This is a genomic window from Lewinella sp. IMCC34191, from assembly GCF_003390935.1.
GTDB lineage: Bacteria > Bacteroidota > Bacteroidia > Chitinophagales > Saprospiraceae > Neolewinella.
The window spans coordinates 388,078-414,299 of record NZ_QNQZ01000001.1 but is presented as its reverse complement, the minus strand read 5'-3'; the positions used below and the strand labels follow the sequence as shown (position 1 = coordinate 414,299).

Genomic DNA, 26,222 nt, shown 5'->3' with positions numbered 1-26,222 from the left:
GTTGCTGCGTAGGCGAAATTGGCCGGATAATCTTGTAAACACCTCCGGTACAGTGAAAAGGATATTACCTGCGCTCCGCCGCAATAACGATAGAACTAACACGATAAATAGACATTCATAATCCCAAAGTTAGTATAGTCTAACTTACGATACAAATCTTTCTCCTTACTTTTCGGCATGGCTACACCGACCGTTGAAAATTACCTCAAAGCAATGTTGGCGTTGACGAAGCATTCAGCGGCGGTGACTATCTCCGACCTAAGCGCCGAGTTGGGGGTCAGTAAGCCTACGGCGAACAATATGATCCGTCGCCTGAGCGAGCGCGGCCTCATCCACTACCAGAAATATCGCCCCCTGCAGTTGACGGAGAAAGGCCGCCGGCAGGCCGCCCTGGTGGTGCGCAAACACCGACTTACGGAAATGTATCTGGTAGAGAAAATGGGCTTTGGGTGGGAGGAAGTCCACCCCATTGCCGAGCAAATAGAGCACATCGATAGCCCGGCCTTCTTCGAGCGGATGGACCACTTGCTCAACTCGCCCAACTACGATCCGCATGGGTCGCCCATACCGGATCGGGAGGGCAATTTGCCCAAACGGAAGAGGGAACGGTTGAGTGATGTGGAGTCAGGAAATGCCGTGGTATTGATCGGTCTCGATCATTCCTCGGCTGACTTTCTACGCTATCTCGATGATAAACAATTGCCCCTCGGCACGCTGATGATGGTGGAAGCAGTTGATAGCTACGATAAAAGCGTTCGTCTAAGTTACCGGGGGCTGGACGTCACCCTGCCGGAGACAATAGCGAGTAAATTGCTGGTGGCTAAGCCATCTCATGCTCCTTCTTCCGATTCCGCCACCAAATGAAAGCGATGGTGCCGACCAGCACGTACGGCATACCCAAAAGGTAGAGAATACCCTGGTTGAGACCCTGGCCTTCGGTTCCGCCATTGGCCAGGTTACTTTCCGCCGTGGCCCGGCACATGGGGCACTGGGCGGGCAGATCCGCTGATCCCATGAACAGGAGAACGAATAGCAGGCAGATAGGCAGGTATTTCATGATAGCGGAATTACGGATAATAAGGGCGAAGCATCAGGTAAACGACCGGACCCGTGATGGCGACATAGAACCAGAGCGGCCAAACGTAGCGTGCCATCTTGCGATGTAGGGTCCATTTACCAGCGAGGGCTCTTACCGTAGTTAACAAAATAAAGGGTAAAAGGATGCCGGCGAGGGAAATGTGGCTGATCAGAATGACCAGGTACCAGGGGCGAACCCCGGCCACGGCCGCACGCTCCAGTTCGGAAAGCTCACCGTTCATATCGGCATCGCCAAACTGTACTTCATTAGTGGTGAAGTGGTAGGCTACGTAGCATAATAGGAAAATCACCGAGAGCGCCAAGGCGGTGACATTCGCATTGCGGTGCCTGACGAACTGCCCTTTTTTGACGAAGTAAAGAGAGAAGACCAGCGCTACGGCGGTGAGGGCGTTCAGCGTAGCGTTGACCGCGGGTAGAAAGCTTACATCCCAGTCTATGGGAAGCTTCACGGAGCGCATCACGAATACGAGAATAAGCACCACCGCGGATACGATGTAGGTCAGGGTCTTCAGTAAGCCCTCCTTTTCCGGGTAGGTTTCGATTTGTGGATGTGGTCCGGCGTTCATGCTACAGTTCTTTACCCCGATCTAGTATGATTTCCTGCTTTTCCGGTAGGGGAATGATCAGCGAGATGAGCTGGACGAGTCCGATGGTATGGTCCCGCCGAGCCAGATCGTAATGTTTGACGATCGTCAACGAGCTATCGACGAGTGCGACCACGGGTTGGATGCCCGGAGAGTCGTACTGCCCGAGCGGAAGGCTGAATTCTTCCGCGGACTGGGCGAATTGCCTCTCGTCCGCCCTCAGGAAACTGATCATATCATCCTCCGGCAAATTATACTCGGTGGTGAAACGCTCTACGGCTTCCTCGGGATTTTCGGCCAGGACGAGCGTAGTAAAGTATAGGTTCGGGCTGTCCTTGAATTGGGTGAACAGACTGTCCATCGTCTGTCCATACAAACGGGTTCCCTCTTCTTTGGTGGGATCAAGCCAACCAACCACCGTCATGGCTCCTTTGAGTTGAGGCGGCAAGGCCCCCCTGACCGGCGTAAGCGCGGATAGATCGGGCATTTTACCGTGGTCTTCCTGCTCGGCCAATGCGGCCCTTCGGTAATCGGCTCCCTGCTTCAGATAGATGAATGAAACAGCTGGGAAACCAACCAGTAGGATCGCTACGATTAAGGAACTGAATATTTGCTTCCTGCTGGCCATAAACGGTTAAAGGCTTTACATGGTAACGCCCGTGCCGGTAAAGGGCTGCGTCATTCAGGCCAATATGACCGTGATGTGAAGGAGTGCAATAGCATCACCTTAAGAAGGCGAATTCGTCGTGCCTATGCGGGCAGTTCAAGGAGAAAGTCGTCACGCTTAATGAGACCGACCTCTCCGCCGGTAGGTGCCTGTAACTGATCTTTGTAGATAACCTTTTCCCGACTCTTACGCCAGGCATCACCTTCGTTGAAGAAGGCGATCAGCGCCCAGATCAAAAGAAGCGTTGGTAGAAGAACGCTCATGGCCAGTCCCTTCACCTCGTAGCCCATGTGCATGAACTCGTAGATGATGAAATAGGCCTTATAGATCGATAGGCCGATGATCAGCAACGATGCGACATAAATTAGAATACGAAGGTCTTCGGCGAACTCCGCCGCCTTCAGGAGGGATAATCCTACCTCTACCAAAGTAACCAGAGCCAACAGGCCCAGGCCTTTCCAAACTCCACGGACCGAATCTTCGTAGCTTAAATGTTGTGCCATTACGGATAGCTTTTGATCACCTGATGCGGTGAATAATTAGTTGACCGGGAAAGTCAATTGATTAGAGGAGATAGAATACGAGGAAAACGAAGACCCATACAAGGTCTACAAAGTGCCAGTAGAGGCCGATCTTTTCCACCATTTCGTAACCGTTCTGGCGGGCGACGTATACCCCACCCCCGGCATTGATCAGGATGATCAGCAAAAAGATGACCCCGGTGGCTACGTGAAAGCCGTGGAATCCGGTGATCCCGAAGAAGAGAGCACCAAAGGCAACCGGACCGAATTCCTGGGTCAGTTGAATGTTGTTCCCGGCCTCGTCTGTAAGGAGATTACCTTCCTCATCCGCTAATACGTACTTCCGGTGGATGAATGGTTTGGCGTCTGCGGTTCCCGTACCGTCGGCGCGTGGACCGTCTACAACGTAGCCCGGGTAGTCTCCGGGTTCGGTAGCGTAAGCAAAGTGTTCTTCATCACCTTCATGCTCCTCACCGCCGGCTTCCTCACCGTGGGCGGCCCCGGCCAGGTGGAGCAGGTAGGTTTCCCCTTCAACGACTTCCTCGTCCGTGATCTCACCGGTTTCCGGATCCAGGTAATACCCGTTTTCAACGTAGGTGCCGAACGGGTTGGTCGTGACGGTCATGTTTTCCGTAGCGATCAGGTTGGTCCATTCCCAAGCCTGACAGCCCAGGAAGCCTAAACCACCGAGAACGGTAAGCAGCATCCAGAAGACGACGCCACGCTTGTTCTCGCGGGCTCCTTCCTGAACGGCACGGACCATGGTTCCGGAACTCACGATCAGGAGGAACGACATGAAAGTCACGAAGATGAGGGGGGCTTCCCCATTCGGGAACATCTCATTGATACCGAAGGGTACGGTTGCGAACACCTTATCGGGAACGGGCCAACTGGCGCTGCTGAAACGAAGCGCACCGTAGGATATAAGGAATCCGGCAAAGGTGAAGGCATCGGAAAGCAGGAAGTACCACATCATCAGCTTCCCGTAGGAAGTCCGGAATGGCTTCCTATCGCCACCGGACCAATCGCTGTTCAGTTCGGGCTTTTGATCCTCCGCGATTAGAATGTCCGTATCTCTTTCTTCGGTCATGTCGGTAAGGTTGTAATTATGGGGTAACGAACTAGCGTTGCAGGCTGAGGAATATGATGAGATAAATCCAGAGAATATCTACGAAGTGCCAGTAGATCATAGTCAGCTCGAGACGAAGTTTGCGGGCGGGCGTGTTCCGGATGCGCCGCCGGATAAAGGCGACCAATAGCGTCACGAAAAGCGCCGCCAGTCCGCCTACCACGTGCAGGGCATGCAACCAGCTGATGGCATAGATAAAATCTCCCGAAGGGTTAATCTTAAGCGGAACACCCTGAGCTGCCAGGTCTTGCCAGCCTACAAACTGTAGAACTATAAAAGCAATGCCCAGCAGGAAGCTCACCGTCAATAAACCCTTGTACGCGCCCATGGCCTCCCGTTTGAAGGCCCGATAGGCGGCGTGCAAAGTTAGGCTACTGACAACGATGACCAAAGTGTTGACGTAGAAAATGGTGGGTATAGAAAATTCTAACCAGTTTCCCGAAGCCCGGCGAACGATGTATGCGCTGGTCAGAGCGATGAACATCATGACGAGACTCCCACACCCGATAAACAGCAGCATCTTCAGCGGATGCAGTTTGCTGCGCCGGGTTACGGCCTCCATGCGGGGATCCAGGGTTGTTTCAATTGCACTCATCACAAAAACATTTTGCCGGCCCAGAAAAGCGTAAAGACCAGGGGCAGGTATGCGAATGAGTAAAACATCATGCGCAGCGCCGTGGCCCGTTCCGGGCGTCTATAAAAAGCAATAGCGAAGCGCGAGAAGAGCATACTGAGCAGCACTGCCGCGCCGGCGGCCCACCAGGTGGTGATGCCAAGAAAATAGGGTAATACAGCTAATGGAATGAGAATGAGGGTTGCCGCGATCGCGTCACGGCCCAGCGTGACGGCATCAACCTCACCCTGTATGGTTTCGGGCACCAGTTTAAACCCGGCACGCTGGTAATCGGCGGCCCCGAGGTAACCGATGGCATAGAAATGGGGAAGCTGCCAAAAAAACTGGATCGTGAATAGCGTGACACCCAGGCCGGTAATAGCCCCTTCCGCCGCAGCGCAACCGATCAACGCAGGTAAAGCGCCGGGAATGGCGCCCACTAACACGGCTATCGGGCCGACGCGCTTGAGGGGCGTGTAGACGAAAGCGTAGCTCATCAAGGAAAGCATACCCAAAATCGCGGTCCAGGGATTGAAGAGCGCGAGTAGGGCGATACCGCCGAGACTAGCAAAACCAGCCATTAGCAGGGCGTCACTGGTTGACATCCTACCTTCGGCGAGAGGACGATTCTTGGTCCGGGCCATTTCCCGGTCAAAGTCCTTTTCCAGAATTTCGTTTAGAATATTCGCTGCCGCGGTAGTCAGAAATCCTCCCGCCGTCAGAATGGCTATTGCCCACCAACTCACGCCTTCCGTCCCAAGCGCTACCAGGTAGGCCAATACGGACGAAAGAACAACAGTTGCAGACAGGCGAAATTTAACCAGGGCGGCCAAGTCATTCAGCCAGCGGCTGAGATCCGAGGTAGCGGTCTGACTTGTTGAGGATACTTTCATATACCGGTAGCGGCAGTGGAGGAAACGACTATTTTATTCGAAGTTCCCTCCATCACCGAATGATCTAGACACCCGGATCGGGCGGTAATTTAATGCGGCTCCGACTCCGTTTCCAGTGGGGGGTGCAGCTGAGAGATGTTGTCGATACCGTCTTTGCTGTAGTCATAAGCCCAACGCTGAACGGTAGGTAGCTTACCGGGCCAGTTACCGTGGCCGGGGCGAATTGGGGTCGTCCACTCCAGGGTATTTGCCTGATAGGGGTTGCGTTCGGTGACCACTTTGCCCTTCCAAATGCTGTAGAAATAATTAATTACAAACAGCAATTGGAATCCGAAGGTGAGGATGGCTGCGATGGTGATGAACTTGTTCATGCCATCGAAGTGACCGAAGGCCTGGAAGCTATCGAAGCTGTAGTAGCGGCGAGGTACACCGGCCATACCCAGGTAGTGCATAGGCCAGAAGACGCAGTAGGCACCAATCATGGTTCCCCAGAAGTGAATATTACCCAGCGTCTTATTCATAAACCGTCCGTACATCTTCGGGAACCAGTGATAGATACCGGCGAACATGCCGAAGAAGGCCGCCACACCCATCACAATGTGGAAGTGAGCAACTACGAAGTAGGTATCGTGCAGTTGGATATCAAGTGCGGAGTTACCCAACCAGATACCCGTCAGACCACCAGAGATGAACATCGAGACGAATCCGATGGCAAACAGGCTGGCGGGGTTAAAGCGGATGTTACCGCCGTATAGGGTTGCGATCCAGTTGAACACCTTTACCGCGGATGGAACCGCGATAATCAGGGTGAAGATCACGAAGAAGTTAGCGATGAAGGGGTTGATGCCCGACATGAACATGTGGTGTGCCCAGACAATGAATGCCAGGAAAGCGATTGCAAGAATCGAGAACACCATCGCCTGGTAACCGAAGATTGGCTTACGGCTGTTTACCGACAGAACTTCCGATACGATACCGAAGGCTGGGAGAATGATGATGTAGACCTCCGGGTGACCGAGGAACCAGAACAAGTGCTGGTACAGGATTGGGCTACCACCAACGTGGTCGAGAGCCGCACCACCGATGTATATGTCACTCAGATAGAAGCTGGTTCCAACGCCACGGTCTAGCATCAGCAGGAAGAACGCCGACGTGAGTACGGGGAAGGATAGCAGACCCAGGATAGCCGTCACGAAGAAGGCCCAGATCGGCAGCGGCAGGCGCCACATGCTCATTCCTTTGGTCCGGAGGTTCAGAACGGTTGTGATGTAATTGATGCCACCCAACAGCAGGGAGACAACCAGCAATACCAGGGAGATCGTCCAGAGGGTCATACCGGCACCGGATCCATCCATAGCCTGTGGCAGGGCGGATAGTGGAGGGTAGGCTACCCAGCCACCCGCGAAGGGGCCGGTGGAAAGGAAGAGGGAGGCAAACATGATCGTACCGGATACGAAGAAGAACCAGTAGCTCAGCATGTTAAGGAGCGGGGAAGCCATATCGCGCGCGCCGATCATCAGGGGAATCAGCAGGTTGCTGAAGGTTCCCGACAGACCAGCGGTAAGTACGAAGAATACCAGGATCGTACCGTGCATGGTGACCAGGGCGTAATAGAAATCGGGGGCCAGCGTACCGACACCTTCAGCGTTTACGGTGATCCATTTACCAAGCAGGGGCTTGATCCAGGTCAGGCTTTCTTCGGGGAAGCCCAACTGCATGCGGAAGATCAGCGACATGACAGCACCGATAACCGCCCAGACCATTCCCGTAATGAGGAACTGCTTGGCGATCATTTTGTGATCCTGACTGAAAACGTAATGGCTGACGAAGTTCGAACGATACTTATCTCCATGATGGTGATCGTGGAAGTGATCGTCGTAACCAAATTCCTCAATGAGGGCGTCGTCGCGCTTCAGGGGGGCCGTCGTTAGTACTGCTGTAGCCATGGAATTCAGATTGTTAGGTATTTCTTTAAGATAGCTTACTTGGAGGGATTGTCTATGAACTCAGGTTCAGCAACCTCTCCTTGTGTAATGTAAAACTCGGTCCGGCGGTTGCGGGCGCGACCCTCGTCCGTATCGTTTGTCGTGAGTGGGCGATCTGCGCCGTATCCGCGGCTGTCCAGACGGCTGCGGTCAATCCCGGCATCTACCAGATACTGGCGTACGGCACTGGCACGCTGCTCGCTAAGGCTGAGATTAGCGTCCATATCTCCCGAGTTATCGGTGTGGCCCATCAGCATGGCGGAGTAGTCTTCATTCTCCTCGAGAAAGGCGACCATATCATCGAGTTGATATTGGCTATCGTCAGTCAGGTCCGCACTACCCTCCTCAAAGGTGACGAACTCCAGGTTGATGATGTTATCCTCGTTGCTGGGCGTAGAGATCGCCTGACTCGTGAGACGATTGAAGTCGTCCCGGCGCTGGCGCACATCGGCCATGAACAACGGGTCATCTTCCGTACCCTTGACGTTAGCTTCGTAGTAGCTAGTCTGACCGGCGTACCACTCATCAAAGTCGGCTTGCTCCATAATGGTAACGGTCCGCTTCATCGAGTAGTGACCCTTACCACACAGTTCGGCGCAGGCCAGTTCGAAGTTTTGGGTCTGCCAGAGCGGAAGGCCTTCTTCACTGTCCGGGTCAGCACCCTGGTATTCCTCATATTCAGATAGGCCACGGCGCCATTCCTTGGTGGTTTTCCTTGGCGTGAAAACGAAGTAGGTAGGCAGACCGGGAACAGCGTCCATTTTTACCCTGAATTGGGGCAGGTAAAAGTCATGAAGTACATCCTTGGCGATGATACGCACGCGTACTTTCTGATCAACGGGAAGGGTAACGTCGTTAACCAGGATGTCATCGTGGTTTTTGGGGTCCGTCCAATCCTGTCCCAGTGGGTTAGCACCGGTGATGAGACGGAAGTCGCGGCGACCGAGGAGACCGTCCGGGCCGGGGTACCGCATTTGCCAGGCAAACTGGTAACCGGTTGCCTCGATTTCCATGTAATTATCATCCTCACCCACATCGCTCATGATGGAGTTCCAGGCGTCTAGGCCACCGACCACGAGGAAAGTCATAACGATGGCGGGAATACCCGTCCAGACCAATTCGATCGTGTTGTTATGGCTGATGTACTGCGCCTTGTGTCCTTTCCGCGTACGATACTTATAGGCGTAGTAGAAGAGAAAAATGTGGGTGAGAATGTAGGCACTATAAGTGACCGCCAGGGTCCACTTCATCATGCTATCGATCTCCGCTCCGTGGACCGAGGCGGATTCGTGGGGACCGAAGCCCAGGATGTAGTTCTTGAAATAGTAGGCAGAGCCCGTGGTAAGTACAAGCAGAACCACCATGAAGACCATGAGTCCCCTACCCTGGTTGGCAACATTGCTCGCTTCCACTTCTTCGCTACCACGGAGCTGCTTGGCCAGGTCGCGGACGCGCGAGATCTGGAAGATAATTAGCAGCAGCAGTACGATACAAAATAAGACGATCAGCGTAGTCATTCCTTTAAATTAGCTTCGTTTCACCCGGTCTTCCTATCGGCGTTCCGGGTGTAAAATTAACGAGTGCAGACTCTTATGGTTACCTCTTTGCACCTTGTTTAGACTCAGTCTAAACAAAGCGTTTCTAGGTATGGTGGTGCAGGCTTTCCTCGAGATAAGGATCGTGCTTTGGCTCGATCCGGGCCGTACTCAACTTACTCAGCACGAAGAACAGGAAGCCACCGAGAAAGCCGAGGAAGGTGCCTATCTCAAGCAGGCCGGGTAACGTGTATCCCGATTTAAAGCCGAGGGTGTGGGTAGCCTCGCTGTGACCACCGGCTACCTCTAGATGGCCGAGCATCTCCGTATCATCGACGTTTTCCTCCTGGATATAGTGATTCGGTTCGAAAACGTCGGCGTCCGTCCGGTTTGCCGCAGAAGCCAGGACATCGATCCCATCACCGCTCGTACTGGGCGAGCCTCCCGCGAAATCGTTGGCAACGGGAACGCCTTCGTTCTGTTCGGAAGCGTCGAAGTGAACGTTTCCGTTGTCCCGCACGTCGTTTTGGGTACCGGCCGTAGCCTCCAGGTTATCACCTTCGCTAACGACCTCTCCATGGGCCAGAGCAGCGGTTTCGTCCCCGTCGTGTCCCTCGGCCTGCTGGTCGTGACCAAGTTCTTCTTCGCCGTGCGCCCCCATCTCGGCGTGATCCCCTTCCTCACCGTGAGCACCTTCGTGCTCCGTCAGCTCGATAAGCGTAAGGCGTGCGCCAGGCTTGATCATGGAGAAGAAGTCCAGCCAGTGGCCGAAGAAGACCAGGGCGGAAGCGAAGAACAGGGTACCCATCTTACGCTTCGTGTCGTTGCGCATCAGGATCAAGAAGGGAAGCAGGAAGTTTAGTCCGAGATTACTCCAGAAGAGTACGGGATAGTTATCCATGCGCTCCCGGAAGTAGATCGTTTCCTCACCTACGTTAGCGTACCAGATCAGCATAAACTGGCTGAACCAAACGTACGTCCAGAAAATGGAGATAGCGAATAGGTACTTACCCAAGTCGTGGAAATGCTCCTGATTAACCCCGGGAAAGTAACCGCGCGACTTCAGATAGATCAGCAGCATGATCGTGAGGGCGGTCATCGCTACGAAGAGCGAAGCGGAGGCATACCACGCAAACATGGTGGAGTACCAGTGGCTATCGATGGACATCACCCACTGCCAGATCAAGGCGGCGGAAGTGAATCCGAAGATCGGCAGGAAGGCAGCAGCCCAGAACTTGTAGTTCTTGTAATAGGTGAATTTCGTGTCCCGATCATCCTTGTCTTCCGCGATACTGATGTTGCGCATTTTGCCAATCATGAAGTACCACAGCCCCATGAAGCCGATGGTTCCGAAGGTGTACCAGTACTTATTGAGGAAGGAAGACTTGTGCTCCAGGATAGCGTCCGTTGCAACCGCAGCCTCGTCATTCCAGTGGTAGAGGTGGTGACCGTGCGTAAACAGACCTACAATCAGCACGCCCATGAGGAAGAGACCAGGAAGCAAGAAGGTACCGAAGCTCTCCCACACCCGCTTGAACTGGACGAACCATCCGGCGTAGGCCGTGGTAAAAGCAGCCAGCGCGAATCCGGCTATCGCGGCAATACCGACGAAAAAAACGGAATTATGCAGGAAGTTCGTCCAGAACCGCATGTGGTGACCCTCACCACCGTCGACGAAAAAGCTAATGAGGAGGCATAGAAAGCCGACCCCCATCAGGGAGAGGGTGGTAATCTTGGCGCGGGATGAAAAAACGAAAGTCTCCATGTATAGGATATTCGGGTTTGGACCGGCGAACCGATCCGGATGGTAGGTATCTTATTTCTTTTGCAAGCCGGACTGCGCGTCAGTCGGTTCACCGTCGGTTGCATCACTCATGAGGGCCTCACTCTGGGCGGACTCGGTATCACTGTCTTGCTGAGCAAGCGGGTCTAGCTCACCCATTGGCGTAGCTACTCCCGGATTGAAGGTATTGACCTGCTGGTTGTACTCCGTATCGGTTTCCCTGGCCTGCAGCGACCGGATGTAGTGGATCACCTGCCAACGCTCTTCGTAGTTCATCTTGTCGGCATAGGCCCCCATTACGTTGTAGCCGTACATGATGGCATGGTAGTACCGGCCATTGGACGCCTCCAAAAATTCGGGACGGAGGAAGCTGGCGGGTTGTGCCGGATATTTTGCCTGAGGGTTTTTATCCGTATCGTATATGTAACCCAGTCCGTCACCGGCCTCACCGTGGCAGATGGCGCAGAAAATCTGGTAAAGGTTACCTCCCCGGATCATTCCTTCGTCCGTGATGGGAAATGGGTTGGCAGCATTATCGGCGATGGCCGCTTCGCGTCCTTCGGGGGTATCATCGTAGTAGTACGGAACGTGGCCGTTAGTTGGAATGGCAATGGCATTCATATGGTCGCCATCGACGATGGAACCCCGCATGCTTTCCGCTACGTCCAGCGTACTAGGGGGTTGCATACCGGGCAGGTACTGACCGGCATAACCGCGCGGAACGGTACCCTTAACCGTATACTTCGGATAGGCCAACTCGCCCAATTTAATGGTGGAGCGTTCGTTCCAGGTATTGTAGTAGTAGTAGTTATAAGTATTGGCTTCCATGGCTACCGAGTGGGCCATGTCGGGCATATACTCACTTCCCGTGAACTCACCTTCGGCGTCGGAACAGGCCGTCAGTAAGACCGCAAAGAGAAGCGACATGATCAGATGATGCAATTTCATGCGTAGGGGGTTTGGAGGCAGCGCCGTTTTAGGCGGCTACGGTTTTTTGGTGTACGGTTTCGACACCGGTGCGATCAAAGTAATCGCGCAAACGGTCGACTTCGGTGGTGCTGAGTTCGGTCACATCGAAGGCGATACAGAATTTATCGTCGGTGATCCGGTCATGTAGGCGGCGTGGTTCGGCGCCGGGTCCGAGGCCATTAATAATGTAGAATACGGTCACCATCCCAACGGCGGAGAAAAGAACCGTCAATTCAAAGGTGATCGGAATGAAGGCCGGTACGGACCAGTACGGCTTACCGCCGAAGATGATGGGCCAGTCCCGGGTAAATACCCAGGTCATGAAACCGAAGCCAACCAGACAGCCGATCGTACCGAAGATGAATCCGGCGATGTGCAACCGGCTCTCTTCTAATCCCAGCAGGGGGTCGAGACCGTGCACCGGGAAGGGCGTATATACATCGTCGATATCGAGATGGTCATCGTTGGCAGCCCGGACGGCGTCCAACAGCGTAACCTCGTCGTCGTACAGTCCGAAAAGGATCTCACGCTGTCCGGCGTGTGCGTAGGCTTCCGCCGTAGCTTTCGATTCCGCGTCTCCGCTTTCCCGTTCAATTCTTATTGTAGCCATGATATGGTCGCGTTAAGAGCGTCTTAGTCTAGTGGTTTGTCATTTTCTCCATCAATATCTACGGTCCCACCGGCCGGTATATCATTGACTTCCGGTGCGGTCGTTTTGCCGTGGCTGCTCGCCGCGGATGTCGTCGGATGGGGAGTGTGCGAGGTACCGGCGTGAGCGTGCGCCAGGGCATTAGGGCCGATATACTGATCACCCGCGGTCTTGAGAATACTCTTGATCTCTGCAATGGCTACCACCGGAGCGACCCGCGTAAAGATCAGGAACAAGGTAAAGAAGAGGCCGATCGTACCGATGAAGATGCAAATCTCCACCCAGGTAGGTACGTAGTAGCTCCAGCTGGAGGGCAGGTAATCACGAGCCAGCGTGGTGGCGATGATCACGAAGCGTTCGAACCACATACCGATGTTGATAAAGATCGACATAAAGAAGGTCCAGAACAGGCTCGTGCGCAGGCGGCGGCTCCAGAAGATCTGGGGCGACACCACATTACAGAGCATCATGCCGATATAGCTCCAGTAGTAGGGCCCGAGAACCCGGTTCAGGAAGGCGAATTGTTCGTAAATGTAACCGGAGTACCAGGCGATGAAGAGTTCCGTCAGGTATGCTACCCCGACAATGGATCCCGTAAGCAGGATTACCTTATTCATCGATTCGATGTGCTCGATCGTAATGTAATCCTCCAGGTGGAGCACTTTACGGGCGATCAACATCAGGGTAAGTACCATCGCGAATCCGGAGAAGATCGCTCCGGCTACGAAGTAGGGAGGGAAGATCGTCGTATGCCATCCCGGAATGACCGAGGTAGCAAAGTCAAAGGATACAATAGTGTGAACCGAGAGTACCAGCGGAGTCGCCAGACCGGCCAGGATAAGGGAAAGACTTTCCCACCGTTGCCAGTGCTTGGCCGATCCGTTCCATCCGAAGCTGACCACGCTGTAGATCTTCTTCCGAAGCCCTACCGCCCGGTCGCGGACGGTTGCCAGGTCGGGTACAAGACCGGCATACCAGAACAGCAGGGAGACGGTGAAGTAAGTAGAGATCGCGAAGACGTCCCACAACAAAGGACTGTTGAAGTTCACCCAGAGCGGGCCCCGTGTATTGGGGTAAGGGAAGATGAAGATGGCCAGCCACAGACGTCCCATGTGGATAAGGGGAAACTGACCGGCACACATAACAGCGAAGATGGTCATGGCCTCCGCTGCCCGGTTAACACCCGTCCGCCACTTCTGGCGGAATAGCAAGAGGATGGCCGAGATAAGCGTACCGGCGTGGCCGATACCTACCCACCAAACGAAGTTGGTGATGTCCCAGCCCCAGTTGATCGTCCGGTTAAGGTTCCACGAACCGATACCCACCCAGATCGTCCAGGCCACGCTGAAGGCGAACAGCCCCAGGCAGATCACCGAAATGATGAAGGTTACGATCCAGGACAGCGAGGGCGCGGTTTCCGTCGGACGGCAGATGTCTTCCGTAATCTGGTGGTAGGTCTTGTGACCAGTTACCAGCGGCTGACGTACCGGAGCTATATGTCCACTCATAAAGATTTACGATTTTCGATTTGCAATCAATGCGGCCGGGCGGGCCGGTGAATATTTAAAGCAAATCGGTTCAGTTGTTGTTGCGGGTTCTTTCGGGTTATGCTTCGGAAAGGGTCTCGATGGGGTTATGGACCCGCGCCGCGTAGAATACGGACGACTGGGTATTGGTCTCTTCGAGCACCAGGTAGTTCAGCGGGTTCCGCAGCTTCTGCGGAATGTCGCCGTTGGCGTTGTTGCGGTCACCAAAGGTGATGGCACCGGTCGGACAGGCCGTTTGGCAGGCCGTGCGAACGTCGGAATCACGCAGGGCGCGCTTCTCGATCTTGGCCGTCAGTTTGCCCGCCTGCAGGCGCTGGGCACAGAAGCTACACTTCTCGATTACTCCGCGGCTACGTACCGTGACGTCCGGGTTGAGCACCATACGGGTCAGGTTGTCGGCTCCGAATGGCAGCTCTTCGTTTTCGACCTCCGGCTCATTGCTGCTGAAGAGGTCGGCGGTAGTGAAGTCTAGCCAGTTGAAGCGACGGACTTTGTAAGGACAGTTGTTCGCGCAGTAGCGGGTACCGATACAGCGGTTGTAGATCATCTGGTTAGCCCCTTCGTCACTGTGCTGCGTGGCGTTTACCGGGCAGACGTTCTCGCAGGGAGCGTTATCGCAGTGCTGACACATCATGGGCTGGTAGACGGCACGAGGGTTTTCCACGTCACCGTAAAAGTAACGGTCGATGCGGAGCCACTTCATTTCGTGGTGGCGCCAGACCTCATATTTACCGACAACCGGTACGTTATTTTCCGCAACGCAGGCTACTTCACAGGCGGCACAACCGATACAGGCATTCAGATCGACGTGCATCGCCCACCAGTGGCCCTGGCTGTAGATGTCCTTTACGTATTCCTCGTAGGGATATAGGGTTTGCTCGTTGAGGTGCTGGGCCTCGGCGCGACGCTCGGCGATATGCTCTTCCAGTTCCGCGACTTCCGAGAATTTCCCCTGGAAGATGATGGAGCGGTCCGTTAGACCACCCTGCATACCCTCTCCCAGTTCCATGACGGTTGCCTCGTCAACGTGGTAAGGTTCGAGATATTCCCGCTGTTCTTCGTCCAGTTCGCCGGCGATGGTTTCCGTATCCCCGGTGCGGCTGTTGTAGTAGAGCTTGCCTTCCTCGTTGCTCGTAGTCAGTCCCATCGTGTGGTGGTACTGCACGCTAGCGAATTCCTCCTCCGTGTCGACCTTATCGGAAACAGCCGCTTCGGTATTATAGTACTGCACGTAGCCGTCTTCGTCGACGGTCAGCCACGGATAGACGTTGATACCGATGTTCTCGCCGATCTCGCGACCCGGGGCGCCGACAATCTGACGGCCGTAGCCGATGGCCAGACCGAAGGTGCCGGGCATTTGCCCGAACTGCCGGACAACGGTGATTTCTTTTGCGCTGTCCCCTACGGCCAGCTCGACGATGTCGGCCTTACCCTTGTACTCTTCGGGGTTCAGGTCCTTATATGCGGAGTAGCGGTTGCCGCCGGTCCAGGTTACGGGGATGGTCAGGTAGTTCCCCCAGACGGTGCGCGTTACGGGATCCGGACACTCTTGCAGCCAGGGGTTGGAGGCGTAAACGCCATTACCCATATTGACGGTCTCGAAGAAGGTGATCTCATTCTCGACCTCCGTGGCCGGACGTACCCGGGAAACCGCTCCGGACTCATCGAAGTCGGAAACCGAGCGTGGTTCGGGTTGCGCCAGGGGCTGGGTAGCCAGACTGTCGGAAGAAGCTTCCGTCTGAGTGGCCGGGGCGGAGGAAGCATTGTAGCCGAGACCATAGTCCGTAATGCTTCCGGTGGCGCTGGCGTTGAAAACACCATCGTGTAGTGCGCTGTCCCAGAAAGAACGGAACGAAGAGAACTGGCTCTGCGCGCCAAAGGCCGTTTCCTGCCAGTTGCGCATCACGTAGTCCATGTAGGGTTGCTCGGCCGTCGGATCGTAGCGATCACTTTCGGCCCAGATCAACAGGCTTTCTCCCTCCTGACGGGTACCAAAGCGGTTGACGCTTGCGAAGATCGGAACGATCGTGGGCTGCACGAGAGAGTAAACGCCCTGCACGGCCTCGGCATCACCCCAGCTTTCCAGGTAGTGGTGGTTGGGCGTGATGTACTCGCAGAGTTGGCTGGTTTCGTTGGGGGTACCGTGCATACTGATGGTCAGCATCCGACGGAAGCCTGCGGCAACCGGGTCATTAACGACGGCTGGATCCACTCCGGGATCATTTTCATCGACGACGTCGGCGTCTTCGCTTCGATCACCGACTTCGTCGGCGTTGAGCGGATTCTGTGACTTGCCGCGATTGGGATCGTTGCGTTGCAATACCGTGCGGAAGCGATCGGCCCAGGGGTTATCGTAAGCGGGGTTAGCACCATCCAGAACGATGACGGCGTCTACGCTGCCGGATTCCAGCTCGTCTACGAAGCGGGCTAGATCCTGATCGCTACCCTGCCGTTGGTAGCTCCAACGGTTGGTTTCGATGGTGCTGCCGTAGCTACCGAGAGCCCGGTTGATGGCGATGACGAGTTGCTGCTCGTACAGGTTGTTGCTACCGGAAACCACCAGGGCTTCACCGCGGGCAGCCCGCAGTTCCGTGGCTACGGCTTGAATTTTGGCATTCGTAGCGGCGTCGATGGAAGCATTTCCCCGTCCACCGCCAACAATGGCATTGTATAGAGCCAGGATGGCCTGTCCTTGCTGGCTAGGCTTTACCTGGATGCGGTTGTCCGCGTTGGAACCGGTAAGGCTCATGTGGCTTTCCACCTGAATGTGGCGGGACATGCGTCCGCTCATGGCTTTGCGGCCCGTGGCGTACTGACGCGCATACTCGACGGGGCTGATCCAGGTTCCGAGAAAATCACAGTCGAAGCCGACGATGATATTCGCGTTGTCAAAACGGTAGTGGGGAATCGCGCGGACGCCAAAGGCGGACTCGTATGCGTCCAGTTGAGCGGCCGAAGAAACGGGGTCGTACTGGACCAAAACGGTATTACCCGGCATGCCGGCCTTGAAGTCGCGTATGGCGGTTTTGAGCGAGGGGCTCAGAATCGTGTGGGAAACGATCCGGATCTCGCGCGCGTCCTGCAGGCGATCGCGAATTTCACCGTCCAAAACATTCCAGCCGGGGTTATCGCCGTAATTCCGCGCCCGCTGGATCTGGCCACCACTGACCCGGAAAGGACCATCGAAGCGGCTCGTATCGTACATACTCAGTACGCTGGCCTGCACCCGTGCGCTGGTACCTCCCTCGGTAATCGGGCTCATGCTGTTACCCTCGACCTTGATCGGACGTCCTTCGCGCGTCTTGACCAGTACGGGGACATAGTCACCCCCCTGTACGAAAGTGGAAGCGAAGTAGGTGGCGACACCGGGAACGATGGTATCCGGCTTGGATACGTAGGGGATAGCCTTACGTACCGGAATATCACACGACGCTATCGTAGCGGCGGTCATTCCAAAACCCAGGTACTTCAGAAAATCCCGGCGGGTAGCTTCCAGCCTTGGGTTTTCGAGTTGCTCCTGAGCGACCTCACCGGATGTAGCCTCCTTGTACTCGGGGCTGTTTTCGATTTGGTCGGTACCTATCCAGACGTTGTTGATTGGCTTCTTCATTCAACTTTACTTTGGGTGGGGAATGTTCCCGCACTCCGGAAATCCGCGTGTCGCGGCAATTGATAAGGTTCTTAGTAGTGGCAGCGCTGGCAGTTCAGTCCACCGACATCCTCCACCGTTACGGAACTACGGGTACCCTCCTGGATCTCCTCGTGGTAGCGTTGGTAAGAGTTGTAGTATTCGTTGTCCTGGAACTGGACCTCGGTTTCCCGGTGGCAGTTAATACACCAGCCCATACTCAGTGGGCTATACTGGTATACGACTTCCATTTCCTCTACCGGCCCGTGGCAGTTCTGGCACCGTAGCTTACCCACCGTGACGTGCTGCGCGTGGTTGAAGTAAGCGTGGTCGGGAAGGTTGTGGATACGGGTCCATTCAATCGGCCCCGGTACCCGGTCGTCACCGGTGTATTCATTGGTCAGGGCCCCGTAGATACCATCTACCTGCTCATCGATGAGCTCTTCCAGGTCATCGACGTCGACGCCCTCGGTGTAGTTGCGGTTTTCGATCCACTTACGGTAGATGGAGAGCGCTTGCTCGTTGCTCATCTGGTCGTAGTTCTCGATGTAGGCACCTTCCATCGGGTCCCAACCCACGGCGGCAAAAATCTTCGAGATCTCGGCGGTACCGTATTGGCTACCGTAGTTGATAGCCCGGTGACAGTTCATACAGGTGTTGACGGCGGGAATCACCGAGTGCTTCGAGCGACGTGCGCCATCGTGGCAGTACTGACATTCGATCTTTTGAATGCCGGCGTGGAGCTCGTGGCTGAATTTGATCGGTTGCTCGGGTTGGTAATCCTGCTGGCGGCCCAGGTCGATCGCGTGATTAACCGTCGTATACCCGCCAATGACCACGACCAGGAACAGAATGAAAGCAATCATTCCCTTGCTCGTAAGCAGCTGCGCCAGCGTACGGCGGGCGGGAGCGGCTCCCTCCCCGGCTTCCACCATGTATTGCAGATTGCTGGTCACGCGGGCGAGGATCAGCGAGAGGAGGAGCAGGACGCCACCGAGGATGATAAACAGCCAAGTGTTATCCGTTTCGGCGACTTCCTCCTGCGGACCGATATTCGGGCCGCCCGCGGTAGGATTGTAACTACCATCCGCTACACCGCTGATGTAGGCTAGCAGGTGCTCGATATCCGACGGGCTCAGATTGGTGTAGTTGGACATCACCGTCGGCTGGTATTCATTCCAGACGGCGAGTGCGCGTGCGCTCTCTCCCGTTCCGATCAGACGCTGGGAGTTCTGAATCCAGCGGTAGAGGTGCTCCCGGGGTTCGCCGGCCCACCGTGACTCCACGCCAGCCAGTGCGGGGCCGGTCATGTCGGTGTTCATGTTGCTGGCGTGGCAAGTACCGCAGACGTTCTCTTTCCAGAGTGCGGCTCCCAGGGCGGGATCACCCTCGCCCGCGGCTACATCACCTGCGGGGGCGGGTTCGTCGGTAATGGCTTCGGCTGCCGAAGCGGCCGGATCGCCCTCCACAACGGACTCCGCAGTGGGGTCGTCGGTCGCTTCATCCTGGGCGGAAACGGGTCCAACTACCAGTAAAAAGCAGAAAAGAAGAAGGAGGAACCGGTGGGTTTTCAGAAAATATGTCATTATCATGTTGACATTTAGGATGTTGCAGCGAGAACCGCTAAACGGGCTTTCCACTGGTCGGGCAAAGATACTTTGGTGACATTTCTTTAACAAACTTGTGGGGAACACGGTCCATTATTTAGATTCCGTCCAGTTAGTGACGCGAATTTTACGGTAGCTGGCCGCAAGGATAGGCATATACGCATCCTAACGATACTTCCACGGCGTAAACGCCCTCTTTAACGCGCGGAACGTGAACTGAAGAGAATAGGTGGACACGGGGATAGGAACAAGGTTTTGGAATGCGGACAATTCGACGCGCCCCAAGCAAAGAGGGCGCCGCGGCAATAAGCTTCAACAGCTATTTCCCACGCGCGCCCTTGGAACAAAGTCGATCATGTATACAAAACAAAGCGCCCGGATCCGGCCGAACTCCTGATTTTCCCCGGGCAATCCAGCAAGCGGTCTACCTCCCGCAGCAACCCCGCTCACTGGCAATGCCCCGAAGCAATTGTGGATAATCGCCCTCCCTTAAGGCAAATGTATAAGCACGTCGGCCTCCCCCGGGTGGACAATTCCGCAAGAAAGGTGGACCGTGCGACAACTTCGATCAAGGGTCCGCGACGGCAACGATTAAGCAGGGAATAATTCCGATATTCCCCTTCTCTTCGACTTCAGTGCGTTTCGATCATGCCATGTATTCCCTCCCCGCGAAAGTTCGTCTGCGCGCTACTGACCGTAGCCGGCTGCCTGTTGGCGGTGGGAGTCCAGGCCGCCGAACCCTTCCCCTTTCGTATTCAGTACCTCACCACCGACGACGGCCTGGCCCAGAATACGGTAGACGACATGCTGCGCGACAGTGAAGGCTTTATGTGGTTCGCCACCTGGAACGGTTTGTGCCGCTACGACGGGTACGATTTTGAGACGTTCCGATCCCAAAGCGATGTTGCCTCCGGGCTGCCCGATAACGGGGTTCACGCCCTGATGGAAGACCCAAATGGCAGGATCTGGATCGGTACGTCGAAGGGACTGGCCGTGTATGACCTTCATCAGCGGGGATTTCTTGAATTCACGTTACCGGCCTTAACCCTGCGCTCCGCCGACATAACGGCTCTGCATTCCGCCGCCGACGGATCGGTCTGGGTCGGTACCCGGCAGGACGGTCTCTACGTATTACGTTTAGCGCAACCCGGTCCCGACCGCCTACTCGTTACAGCCTATTCTCGCGTTTCGCTGCCCGCCGCGACGATCACTTCCCTGGACTCCCTGGGCGACGGGCGGGTGATCGTAGGCACGGACGCCGGCGTGTTTACCGTCGCCGATAGCGGAGCATCCAGGCGCCTGCCCGGGGAGGTGGGGAGAATGCCGGTCACTACCCTACTGCCCGAGGACGGCGATCTTTGGATAGGCACGCACGCCGGCCTGGTACGATACCGCTGGAAAGAGCGTACGCTACGCCGGTATCAGCACCATCCGCAAAACGACGCTAGCCTTTTGCACAACACCGTCACGGCACTGGCCCGGGATGCCGAAGGTACCCTTGTAGTAGGGACCCTGGGTGGGGTCAACTTCTTTCAGCCCCTAACGGAAAAATTTCGTTCCCTCACCCAGCGGGGGCAGGGCCGGCAGGATTTGAATAACCGATTCGTAAACTCCCTCCTTACCGACCAGCTCGGGAACGTTTGGATCGGCACCGAAAAGGGCGGGGTAAACAAATACAATTTGCACCAGCATCGCTTCGGTGCGCTGACGCACCAGGCCGGGGAATCCGGAACGCTGAGCCATCCCACGGTGAATTCCATCCTGGAGGAGGGAAAAATTCTCTGGGTGGGCACGGCCGGGGGCGGCCTGAACCGCATCGATCGGAGTACGGGCGACGTCCGGTCCTACACCCACGACATGCAGAATCCGCGGAGCATCAGTAGCGATTTCGTCACCACCATCCTACGCGGCCAAGCGGATGATCTATGGTTGGGTACCTGGGGATCCGGTATCAACCGGTTTAATACGCGTACGGGTACCTTCGAGCGGCCTCTGACCGCGGATTCTTCGCCGGCCGCCCCCCGGGCCTTTATATCCTCCCTTCAATTGGATCCAAGAGGATTTATTTTGGTCGGCTCGGAAGAAGGGCTGGCGACGATCGACCCCGCCACCGGTAAGCTTCATCCCTTTGGCAACGACCATCCGCTGGCCTCCATTCGGGAGGTAGGCTGCATCCTCCTGGACGCAAAGCATCATTACTGGATCGGGACGCGCCGGGGCCTGTTTCGCTTCCCGGCCGGCGCCCTGGACCGCGATGGAAGAGGTATGGCAGCGGACGACATCGACCGGTATACGCGAGATTCCGGGGTCGGTCTTACGGGCGATTACATCCTCAGTTTGCGCGAAGACCACCAAGGTCGGATCTGGGTGGGCACCTACGGGCGGGGTATCGCGGTAACTCCCGGTCCCGGTCGGGGCGAACCGCGGTTCCGGGTATTCGACGAGGGTGACGGACTGGGTAACAACGTGGTGTATACCATCGAGATCGACGACCGCGGTTACCTCTGGCTGGGTACGGATCACGGCCTGTCGTGCTTCGACCCGGACGGTATGAAATTCAAGAATTACTACCGTGCCGACGGTTTACTTAGCAACCAGTTTTACTGGTCGGCTTCCCACCGGGGTTCGGATGGCTACCTGTACTTCGGCTCGGTCGAGGGGCTTAACTACTTTCGCCCGAGCGCGATCGGAGCCTACCCGGATCCGGCGGCGGCCGTGATCACGTCGTTGCAGATCCTGGACAAACCGGTCAGCGTAGGAGAAGCCATTCACGGAACCGTCCCGCTCACGTCGGCCATCAGTCGGGCGGAGGAAGTGGCCCTGTCGTACCGGGACAATGTCTTCTCCCTCACTTTTTCGGCGCTCGATTACTTTCTGCCCAACCAGACCCGATTCGCGTACCGGATGGTCGGGGTGGACAAGGATTGGGTGACCGTGGGGGCCGACCGGCGTTTTGCCACCTACACCAACCTGGGGGGTGGCGACTACACCTTCGAAGTAAAGGCGTCGAATGGCCACGGCAGTTGGCAACGGGAGCCCACCCGCTTACGCTTCGTCATTTATCCTCCCTTCTACCAGACCACTTGGTTTCGCCTGTTGATGGTGATGCTGCTGGCCGGGGCGGTTTTCGCCTACATGCGGTGGCGGCTGCATTTTCTGCGGGCGCAGACCAAGAAGCTCGAACGGCTAGTCGGCATACGGACGGCGGAGATCGAGCGCCAGAAAGAAAACCTGCACGCGACCAATACGACTTTGGCCCAGCGCCAGCGGGAGATCGCCGAGCAGAAGGACGAACTGGAAGTAAAGAATCTGGAGATCAGCCAACAGCGCGACCGGCTTATCGAACTGAACCAGAAAGTGCAGGAGGTGAACCGGACGCGCCTGCGCTTCTTCACGAATATTTCCCACGAGTTCCGCACGCCGCTGACGCTCATTCTCGATCCACTGGAAAGCCTGCTGGAGCGCTTTAACGGGAACGGGGAGGTGCAGCACAGCCTGAATATCGTTAACCGCAACGCGCAACGGCTCCTGCAGCTGATCAATCAACTGATGACGTTCCGGCGTATCGAGGAGGGGCAGCAGACGGTTAGCGTCAGCCGGGGGGATATGGTCCACTTCATCAAGGGTATTTTTCTGTCCTTTCAGGACCTGGCCCGCCACCGGCAGATTGACTACCGCTTCGCGGTGACGAATCCGCGGACGAAGACCTGGTTCGACGCGGAGAAGCTGGAGCACATTCTCTATAACCTCCTGGCCAACGCCCTTAAATTTACCCCGGCCGGCCGTTCGGTCAGTCTGGATGTCTGTTTCCTGGACGCCGGGCCGGGCGACGATGGGGCTCCCTGCGTGGAGATCGCCGTTCGCGATACGGGGATCGGCATTCCGGAATCCGAACGTTCCCTCATCTTCGATCACTTTTACCAGGCACCCGACTCGGCGCAGGCCACGGTAAAGGGCTCCGGCATCGGCCTGGCCCTGGTAAGGGAACTGGTGAACCTGATGCACGGCAGCCTGACGCTGGCGAGTGAGGTCGGCAGCGGATCCACGTTCACGGTCTACCTACCCTACCGCCGCCGCTCGTTCCTGCCCGAAGAGGTGAAACAGGAAGCGACACCGATGGCGGACCACGGCGCCCGCGACTGGGTCCCGCCGGCCGGCGAGCTGATGTTACCCGTACCCGTTCTTCCGGAACCCGGCGCGGAGGCACCCCTGGTGCTGATCGTAGAAGATAATTACGATCTTCGCTTCCTGCTTACTCAACGCCTGGGGCGCAGGTACCGGGTGGTGGCCGCGGAAGACGGAGTGGCCGGCCTGGAAGAAGCTAAAAATCAGCTCCCGGACCTGATCGTCAGCGACATCATGATGCCCCGCATGGACGGTATCGCGCTGTGTAGGGAACTTAAAACGAATATTGAAACGAGCCACATTCCCGTCATACTGCTGACGGCGAAGGCAATGGTCGAGAACTGGGTAGAGGGACTGGAGACGGGAGCCGACGATTACGTAGCCAAACCCTTCAACCTCCAGATTCTCATGGCGCGTATCGATAACCTGATCCGGACCCGCCGGCGGCTGCGCAGACTCTTTGGCAAGCAGGCCACGCCGGTTCCGGAGACGGCGGCCGTGAATCCGGTCGACCAGCAATTTCTGCAGAGCGTGTACGATGTCCTGGAACGGAACTACACCCGTCCGGAATTTAGCCAACAACAGCTGGCCGAGGAACTATTCATTAGTCGCAGCCTCCTCTATAAAAAACTCAAATCCCTGACCGATCGCTCGGTCACCGACTTCGTTAATTTTTTCAAACTGGAGAAGGCCCGCCGATTGCTGGCGGGCGACGGGCTAACCATCGCCGAGATCGCTTACCAAACCGGATTCTCAGACCCGAAGTACTTCAGTCGGGTGTTCAAAAAGTTTTACGGCTATCCCCCCAGCGAATATTCCGCGCACCCGCCCCCTGGCAACCTCGCCAACCCCGCCAGTCTCGATAATCGCCAAAACTAGGCACGCGCCTTCCCCGTGGCCACCCCGCAAAATTGACAACATGATAATTGTCAAGGAGACAATTTTGTAATTATATTTGTCTTGCCCTCCGCACGTATGGGTGGGAGGAAGGCTTGATCATGCAAATTATCCCAACCCACGTTTCCGGCACGATCGCTACCGGCGGGCCCCGCCCGCGCCGGAGGGCTTCCGGCGTGGGGATCCTCCGTTTCCGTAAACTTCCGTTCCCTTGACCGTACTTGCTACCATCGACTGGATCATTATCGTCGCTTACTTCACCCTGATCCTCGGCATTGCCTGGTGGGTCATCAGCCAGAAGTCCGACACCTCCGACGATTACTTTCTCGCTGGCCGCAACCTGGGTTGGTTCGTGGTCGGTGCCTCCATTTTCGCTTCTAACATCGGTTCGGAGCACCTCGTCGGCCTCGCCGGATCCGGGGCGACGGACGGGGTAGCCATGGCCCACTACGAGCTGCACGCCTGGTGTTTGCTGGTGCTGGGCTGGGTGCTCGCCCCCTTCTACATGCGCTCGAAGGTGTTCACCATGCCGGAGTTCCTGGAGCGCCGCTTTTCCCCCGCCGCGCGGGTGGTGCTGTCGCTCATCAGCCTGGTGGCCTACGTACTCACGAAGGTGGCGGTGGGCATCTTCGCCGGCGGCATCGTCTTCGGGGTACTAATGCCGGAGATCTCGTTCATGGGGCTCGATAGCTTCTGGATCGGCTCCATCCTGGTCATCATCCTCACCGGAGCGTACACGATCCTCGGCGGACTGAAGGTCGTAGCCTACACCGAGTCTATCCAGACCATCATTCTCATTCTGGGTTCCGTCCTCGTGACGTACTACGGCCTGGACGCCCTGGGCGGCTGGAGCGAATTGCGCCGCATCGCCGGTACCGAGATGTTCAACCTCTGGAAGCCGCTCGTACCGGACGGCGTGGAAAGCACCTGGGAGCCGGTCATCAGCGAGACCCGCATGGCCTGGTACTTCAACAGCAACTACCCCTGGCTCGGTATGCTCTTCTGCGCACCCATTATCGGCCTGTGGTACTGGTGTACCGACCAGTACATCGTCCAGCGCACGCTGGGTGCCGAGAGCCTGACCGAAGCCCGCCGGGGTACCATCGCCGCCTCGCTGCTCAAGCTGTTGCCGGTGTTCATCTTCATCATTCCCGGCATGATCTCCTTCGCCCTCGCCAGCAGCGGTAAAATGCAGGTCATGAGCGAGGCCCTGCTCGACGCCAACGGAAAACTCGTCACGGAGAACGCCCAACAGGCTTTTCCGCTACTGGTGGCTACGGTGCTGCCCGTGGGTATTCGCGGGCTCGTCGTAGCCGGCCTACTGGCCGCGTTGATGAGCTCGCTGGCCGGCGTCTTCAACGCCTCCTCTACCCTCTTCACGATGGACTTCTACTCGAAGTTCCGCCCCAACGCCAGCGAGGCCAGTTTGGTCCGTATCGGCCGCTTCGCCACGGCGGCCATGGTCGTCATCGGCCTGGCCTGGATTCCCGTCATTCAGGGAAGCCGCGGCCTGTACGATTACCTCCAGAGCGTACAGGGCTACCTGGCGCCGCCCATCTTCGTGGTGTTCTTCTTCGGCGTCTTCAACAAACGGCTCAATGCCCAGGGCTGTCTGTGGGCACTCGGAGTAGGCTTCGCCATGGGCCTTTTCCGGTTGGCCATCGATACCCCGGTCGCACTGGGCGAAAACTTCGCCTACGAGGAGGGCTCCTTCTTCTGGTTCGTCAACAACATTTTCTTCCAGTACTACAGCCTGCTGATCTTCTTGGTCTGTGCGGCCGTAATGGTCGGCGTGAGCTACGCCACCCCCGCACCCGCCTACGAAAAGATCGCCGGCCTGACCTACGGAACGCTATCCGATGCCGACCGGGCGGAGACCAAAGCCAGCTACTCGAAGGGAGACGTCATCTGGTCGGGCGTCGTGGTGCTGCTGATTCTGATCGCTTACGGCTACTTTAGCGGCTAACTTTCAGCACCAACCTCCCCGTACCT

18 protein-coding genes are annotated in these 26,222 nt (G+C 56.4%); 3 read left to right on the top strand and 15 right to left on the bottom strand.

What is annotated here, in order from left to right:
* The first annotated feature begins 177 nt into the window (after positions 1-177).
* Positions 178-864 carry a metal-dependent transcriptional regulator gene (locus DRW39_RS01685; protein WP_116105250.1) on the top strand — a complete coding sequence of 229 codons (687 nt, stop codon included), beginning with the start codon at positions 178-180 and terminating at the stop codon, positions 862-864.
* On the opposite strand, the gene DRW39_RS01680 is transcribed toward DRW39_RS01685, so the two are convergent.
* The 15 genes from DRW39_RS01680 to DRW39_RS01605 all read right to left on the bottom strand — a co-directional run bounded on the left by DRW39_RS01680 (position 821) and on the right by DRW39_RS01605 (position 19,187).
* Complete coding sequence (locus DRW39_RS01680; RefSeq protein ID WP_116105249.1) at positions 821-1,057, bottom strand: hypothetical protein; 237 nt, start codon at positions 1,055-1,057, stop codon at positions 821-823. The two genes, DRW39_RS01685 and DRW39_RS01680, sit on opposite strands and share 44 nt — an antisense overlap.
* A 10-nt stretch (positions 1,058-1,067) precedes the next feature.
* A complete protein-coding gene (locus tag DRW39_RS01675; protein ID WP_116105248.1) occupies positions 1,068-1,664 on the bottom strand; it encodes a DUF420 domain-containing protein in 597 nt (198 codons plus the stop codon).
* Between the two features lies 1 nt (position 1,665).
* The gene (locus DRW39_RS01670; protein ID WP_116105247.1) at positions 1,666-2,310 is read right to left on the bottom strand and encodes a hypothetical protein; all 645 of its coding nucleotides are present in this window, start codon (positions 2,308-2,310) and stop codon (positions 1,666-1,668) included.
* A gap of 122 nt (positions 2,311-2,432) precedes the next feature.
* Positions 2,433-2,852 carry a cytochrome C oxidase subunit IV family protein gene (locus DRW39_RS01665; RefSeq protein ID WP_116105246.1) on the bottom strand — a complete coding sequence of 140 codons (420 nt, stop codon included), beginning with the start codon at positions 2,850-2,852 and terminating at the stop codon, positions 2,433-2,435.
* A gap of 61 nt (positions 2,853-2,913) precedes the next feature.
* Positions 2,914-3,960, bottom strand: a complete 1,047-nt coding sequence (locus DRW39_RS01660) for a cytochrome c oxidase subunit 3 (protein ID WP_116105245.1) — start codon at positions 3,958-3,960, stop codon at positions 2,914-2,916.
* Positions 3,961-3,991: 31 nt separating this feature from the next.
* A complete protein-coding gene (locus DRW39_RS01655) occupies positions 3,992-4,594 on the bottom strand; it encodes a heme-copper oxidase subunit III (protein ID WP_232830036.1) in 603 nt (200 codons plus the stop codon).
* Positions 4,594-5,505: a heme o synthase gene (cyoE, locus tag DRW39_RS01650; protein WP_116105244.1), complete on the bottom strand. Its 912-nt coding sequence runs from the start codon at positions 5,503-5,505 to the stop codon at positions 4,594-4,596. Before cyoE ends, DRW39_RS01655 begins: the two co-directional genes overlap by 1 nt.
* A gap of 89 nt (positions 5,506-5,594) precedes the next feature.
* Complete coding sequence (locus DRW39_RS01645; RefSeq protein ID WP_116105243.1) at positions 5,595-7,451, bottom strand: cbb3-type cytochrome c oxidase subunit I; 1,857 nt, start codon at positions 7,449-7,451, stop codon at positions 5,595-5,597.
* A gap of 35 nt (positions 7,452-7,486) precedes the next feature.
* On the bottom strand, positions 7,487-9,007 hold the full coding sequence (locus DRW39_RS01640; protein ID WP_232830035.1) for an OmpA family protein: 1,521 nt from the start codon (positions 9,005-9,007) through the stop codon (positions 7,487-7,489).
* 124 nt (positions 9,008-9,131) lie between these two features.
* A complete protein-coding gene (locus tag DRW39_RS01635; protein ID WP_198664746.1) occupies positions 9,132-10,790 on the bottom strand; it encodes a hypothetical protein in 1,659 nt (552 codons plus the stop codon).
* A 51-nt stretch (positions 10,791-10,841) separates the two neighbouring features.
* On the bottom strand, positions 10,842-11,756 hold the full coding sequence (locus tag DRW39_RS01630) for a c-type cytochrome (protein WP_116105242.1): 915 nt from the start codon (positions 11,754-11,756) through the stop codon (positions 10,842-10,844).
* 28 nt (positions 11,757-11,784) lie between these two features.
* On the bottom strand, positions 11,785-12,387 hold the full coding sequence (locus DRW39_RS01625) for a DUF3341 domain-containing protein (RefSeq protein ID WP_116105241.1): 603 nt from the start codon (positions 12,385-12,387) through the stop codon (positions 11,785-11,787).
* A 23-nt stretch (positions 12,388-12,410) separates the two neighbouring features.
* Positions 12,411-13,934 (bottom strand): NrfD/PsrC family molybdoenzyme membrane anchor subunit, encoded by a 1,524-nt coding sequence (gene nrfD / locus DRW39_RS01620; protein WP_116105240.1) that lies wholly within the window; start codon positions 13,932-13,934, stop codon positions 12,411-12,413.
* A gap of 97 nt (positions 13,935-14,031) precedes the next feature.
* Positions 14,032-17,583 carry a TAT-variant-translocated molybdopterin oxidoreductase gene (locus DRW39_RS01615; protein ID WP_232830034.1) on the bottom strand — a complete coding sequence of 1,184 codons (3,552 nt, stop codon included), beginning with the start codon at positions 17,581-17,583 and terminating at the stop codon, positions 14,032-14,034.
* A 71-nt stretch (positions 17,584-17,654) separates the two neighbouring features.
* Positions 17,655-19,187 carry a c-type cytochrome gene (locus DRW39_RS01605; protein WP_116105800.1) on the bottom strand — a complete coding sequence of 511 codons (1,533 nt, stop codon included), beginning with the start codon at positions 19,185-19,187 and terminating at the stop codon, positions 17,655-17,657.
* A 669-nt stretch (positions 19,188-19,856) separates the two neighbouring features.
* Between DRW39_RS01605 and DRW39_RS01600 the strand changes: the two genes are divergently transcribed.
* On the top strand, positions 19,857-24,212 hold the full coding sequence (locus DRW39_RS01600) for a two-component regulator propeller domain-containing protein (protein WP_116105239.1): 4,356 nt from the start codon (positions 19,857-19,859) through the stop codon (positions 24,210-24,212).
* Between the two features lie 229 nt (positions 24,213-24,441).
* Positions 24,442-26,196, top strand: coding sequence for a sodium:solute symporter (locus DRW39_RS01595; protein ID WP_116105238.1), 1,755 nt, complete (start codon positions 24,442-24,444; stop codon positions 26,194-26,196).
* Positions 26,197-26,222 lie beyond the last annotated feature (26 nt).

Excerpts from the sequence above, each read along its gene's own strand:
- DRW39_RS01630 (WP_116105242.1), bottom strand. The coding sequence starts at position 11,756 with ATGAAATTGCATCATCTGATCATGTCGCTTCTCTTTGCGGTCTTACTG.
- cyoE (WP_116105244.1), bottom strand. The coding sequence starts at position 5,505 with ATGAAAGTATCCTCAACAAGTCAGACCGCTACCTCGGATCTCAGCCGC.
- DRW39_RS01625 (WP_116105241.1), bottom strand. The coding sequence starts at position 12,387 with ATGGCTACAATAAGAATTGAACGGGAAAGCGGAGACGCGGAATCGAAA.
- DRW39_RS01655 (WP_232830036.1), bottom strand. The coding sequence starts at position 4,594 with ATGAGTGCAATTGAAACAACCCTGGATCCCCGCATGGAGGCCGTAACC.
- DRW39_RS01600 (WP_116105239.1), top strand. The coding sequence starts at position 19,857 with ATGCCATGTATTCCCTCCCCGCGAAAGTTCGTCTGCGCGCTACTGACC.
- DRW39_RS01640 (WP_232830035.1), bottom strand. The coding sequence starts at position 9,007 with ATGACTACGCTGATCGTCTTATTTTGTATCGTACTGCTGCTGCTAATT.
- DRW39_RS01665 (WP_116105246.1), bottom strand. The coding sequence starts at position 2,852 with ATGGCACAACATTTAAGCTACGAAGATTCGGTCCGTGGAGTTTGGAAA.
- DRW39_RS01635 (WP_198664746.1), bottom strand. The coding sequence starts at position 10,790 with ATGGAGACTTTCGTTTTTTCATCCCGCGCCAAGATTACCACCCTCTCC.
- nrfD (WP_116105240.1), bottom strand. The coding sequence starts at position 13,934 with ATGAGTGGACATATAGCTCCGGTACGTCAGCCGCTGGTAACTGGTCAC.
- DRW39_RS01660 (WP_116105245.1), bottom strand. The coding sequence starts at position 3,960 with ATGACCGAAGAAAGAGATACGGACATTCTAATCGCGGAGGATCAAAAG.
- DRW39_RS01675 (WP_116105248.1), bottom strand. The coding sequence starts at position 1,664 with ATGAACGCCGGACCACATCCACAAATCGAAACCTACCCGGAAAAGGAG.
- DRW39_RS01605 (WP_116105800.1), bottom strand. The coding sequence starts at position 19,187 with ATGACATATTTTCTGAAAACCCACCGGTTCCTCCTTCTTCTTTTCTGC.
- DRW39_RS01680 (WP_116105249.1), bottom strand. The coding sequence starts at position 1,057 with ATGAAATACCTGCCTATCTGCCTGCTATTCGTTCTCCTGTTCATGGGA.
- DRW39_RS01645 (WP_116105243.1), bottom strand. The coding sequence starts at position 7,451 with ATGGCTACAGCAGTACTAACGACGGCCCCCCTGAAGCGCGACGACGCC.
- DRW39_RS01685 (WP_116105250.1), top strand. The coding sequence starts at position 178 with ATGGCTACACCGACCGTTGAAAATTACCTCAAAGCAATGTTGGCGTTG.
- DRW39_RS01615 (WP_232830034.1), bottom strand. The coding sequence starts at position 17,583 with ATGAAGAAGCCAATCAACAACGTCTGGATAGGTACCGACCAAATCGAA.
- DRW39_RS01670 (WP_116105247.1), bottom strand. The coding sequence starts at position 2,310 with ATGGCCAGCAGGAAGCAAATATTCAGTTCCTTAATCGTAGCGATCCTA.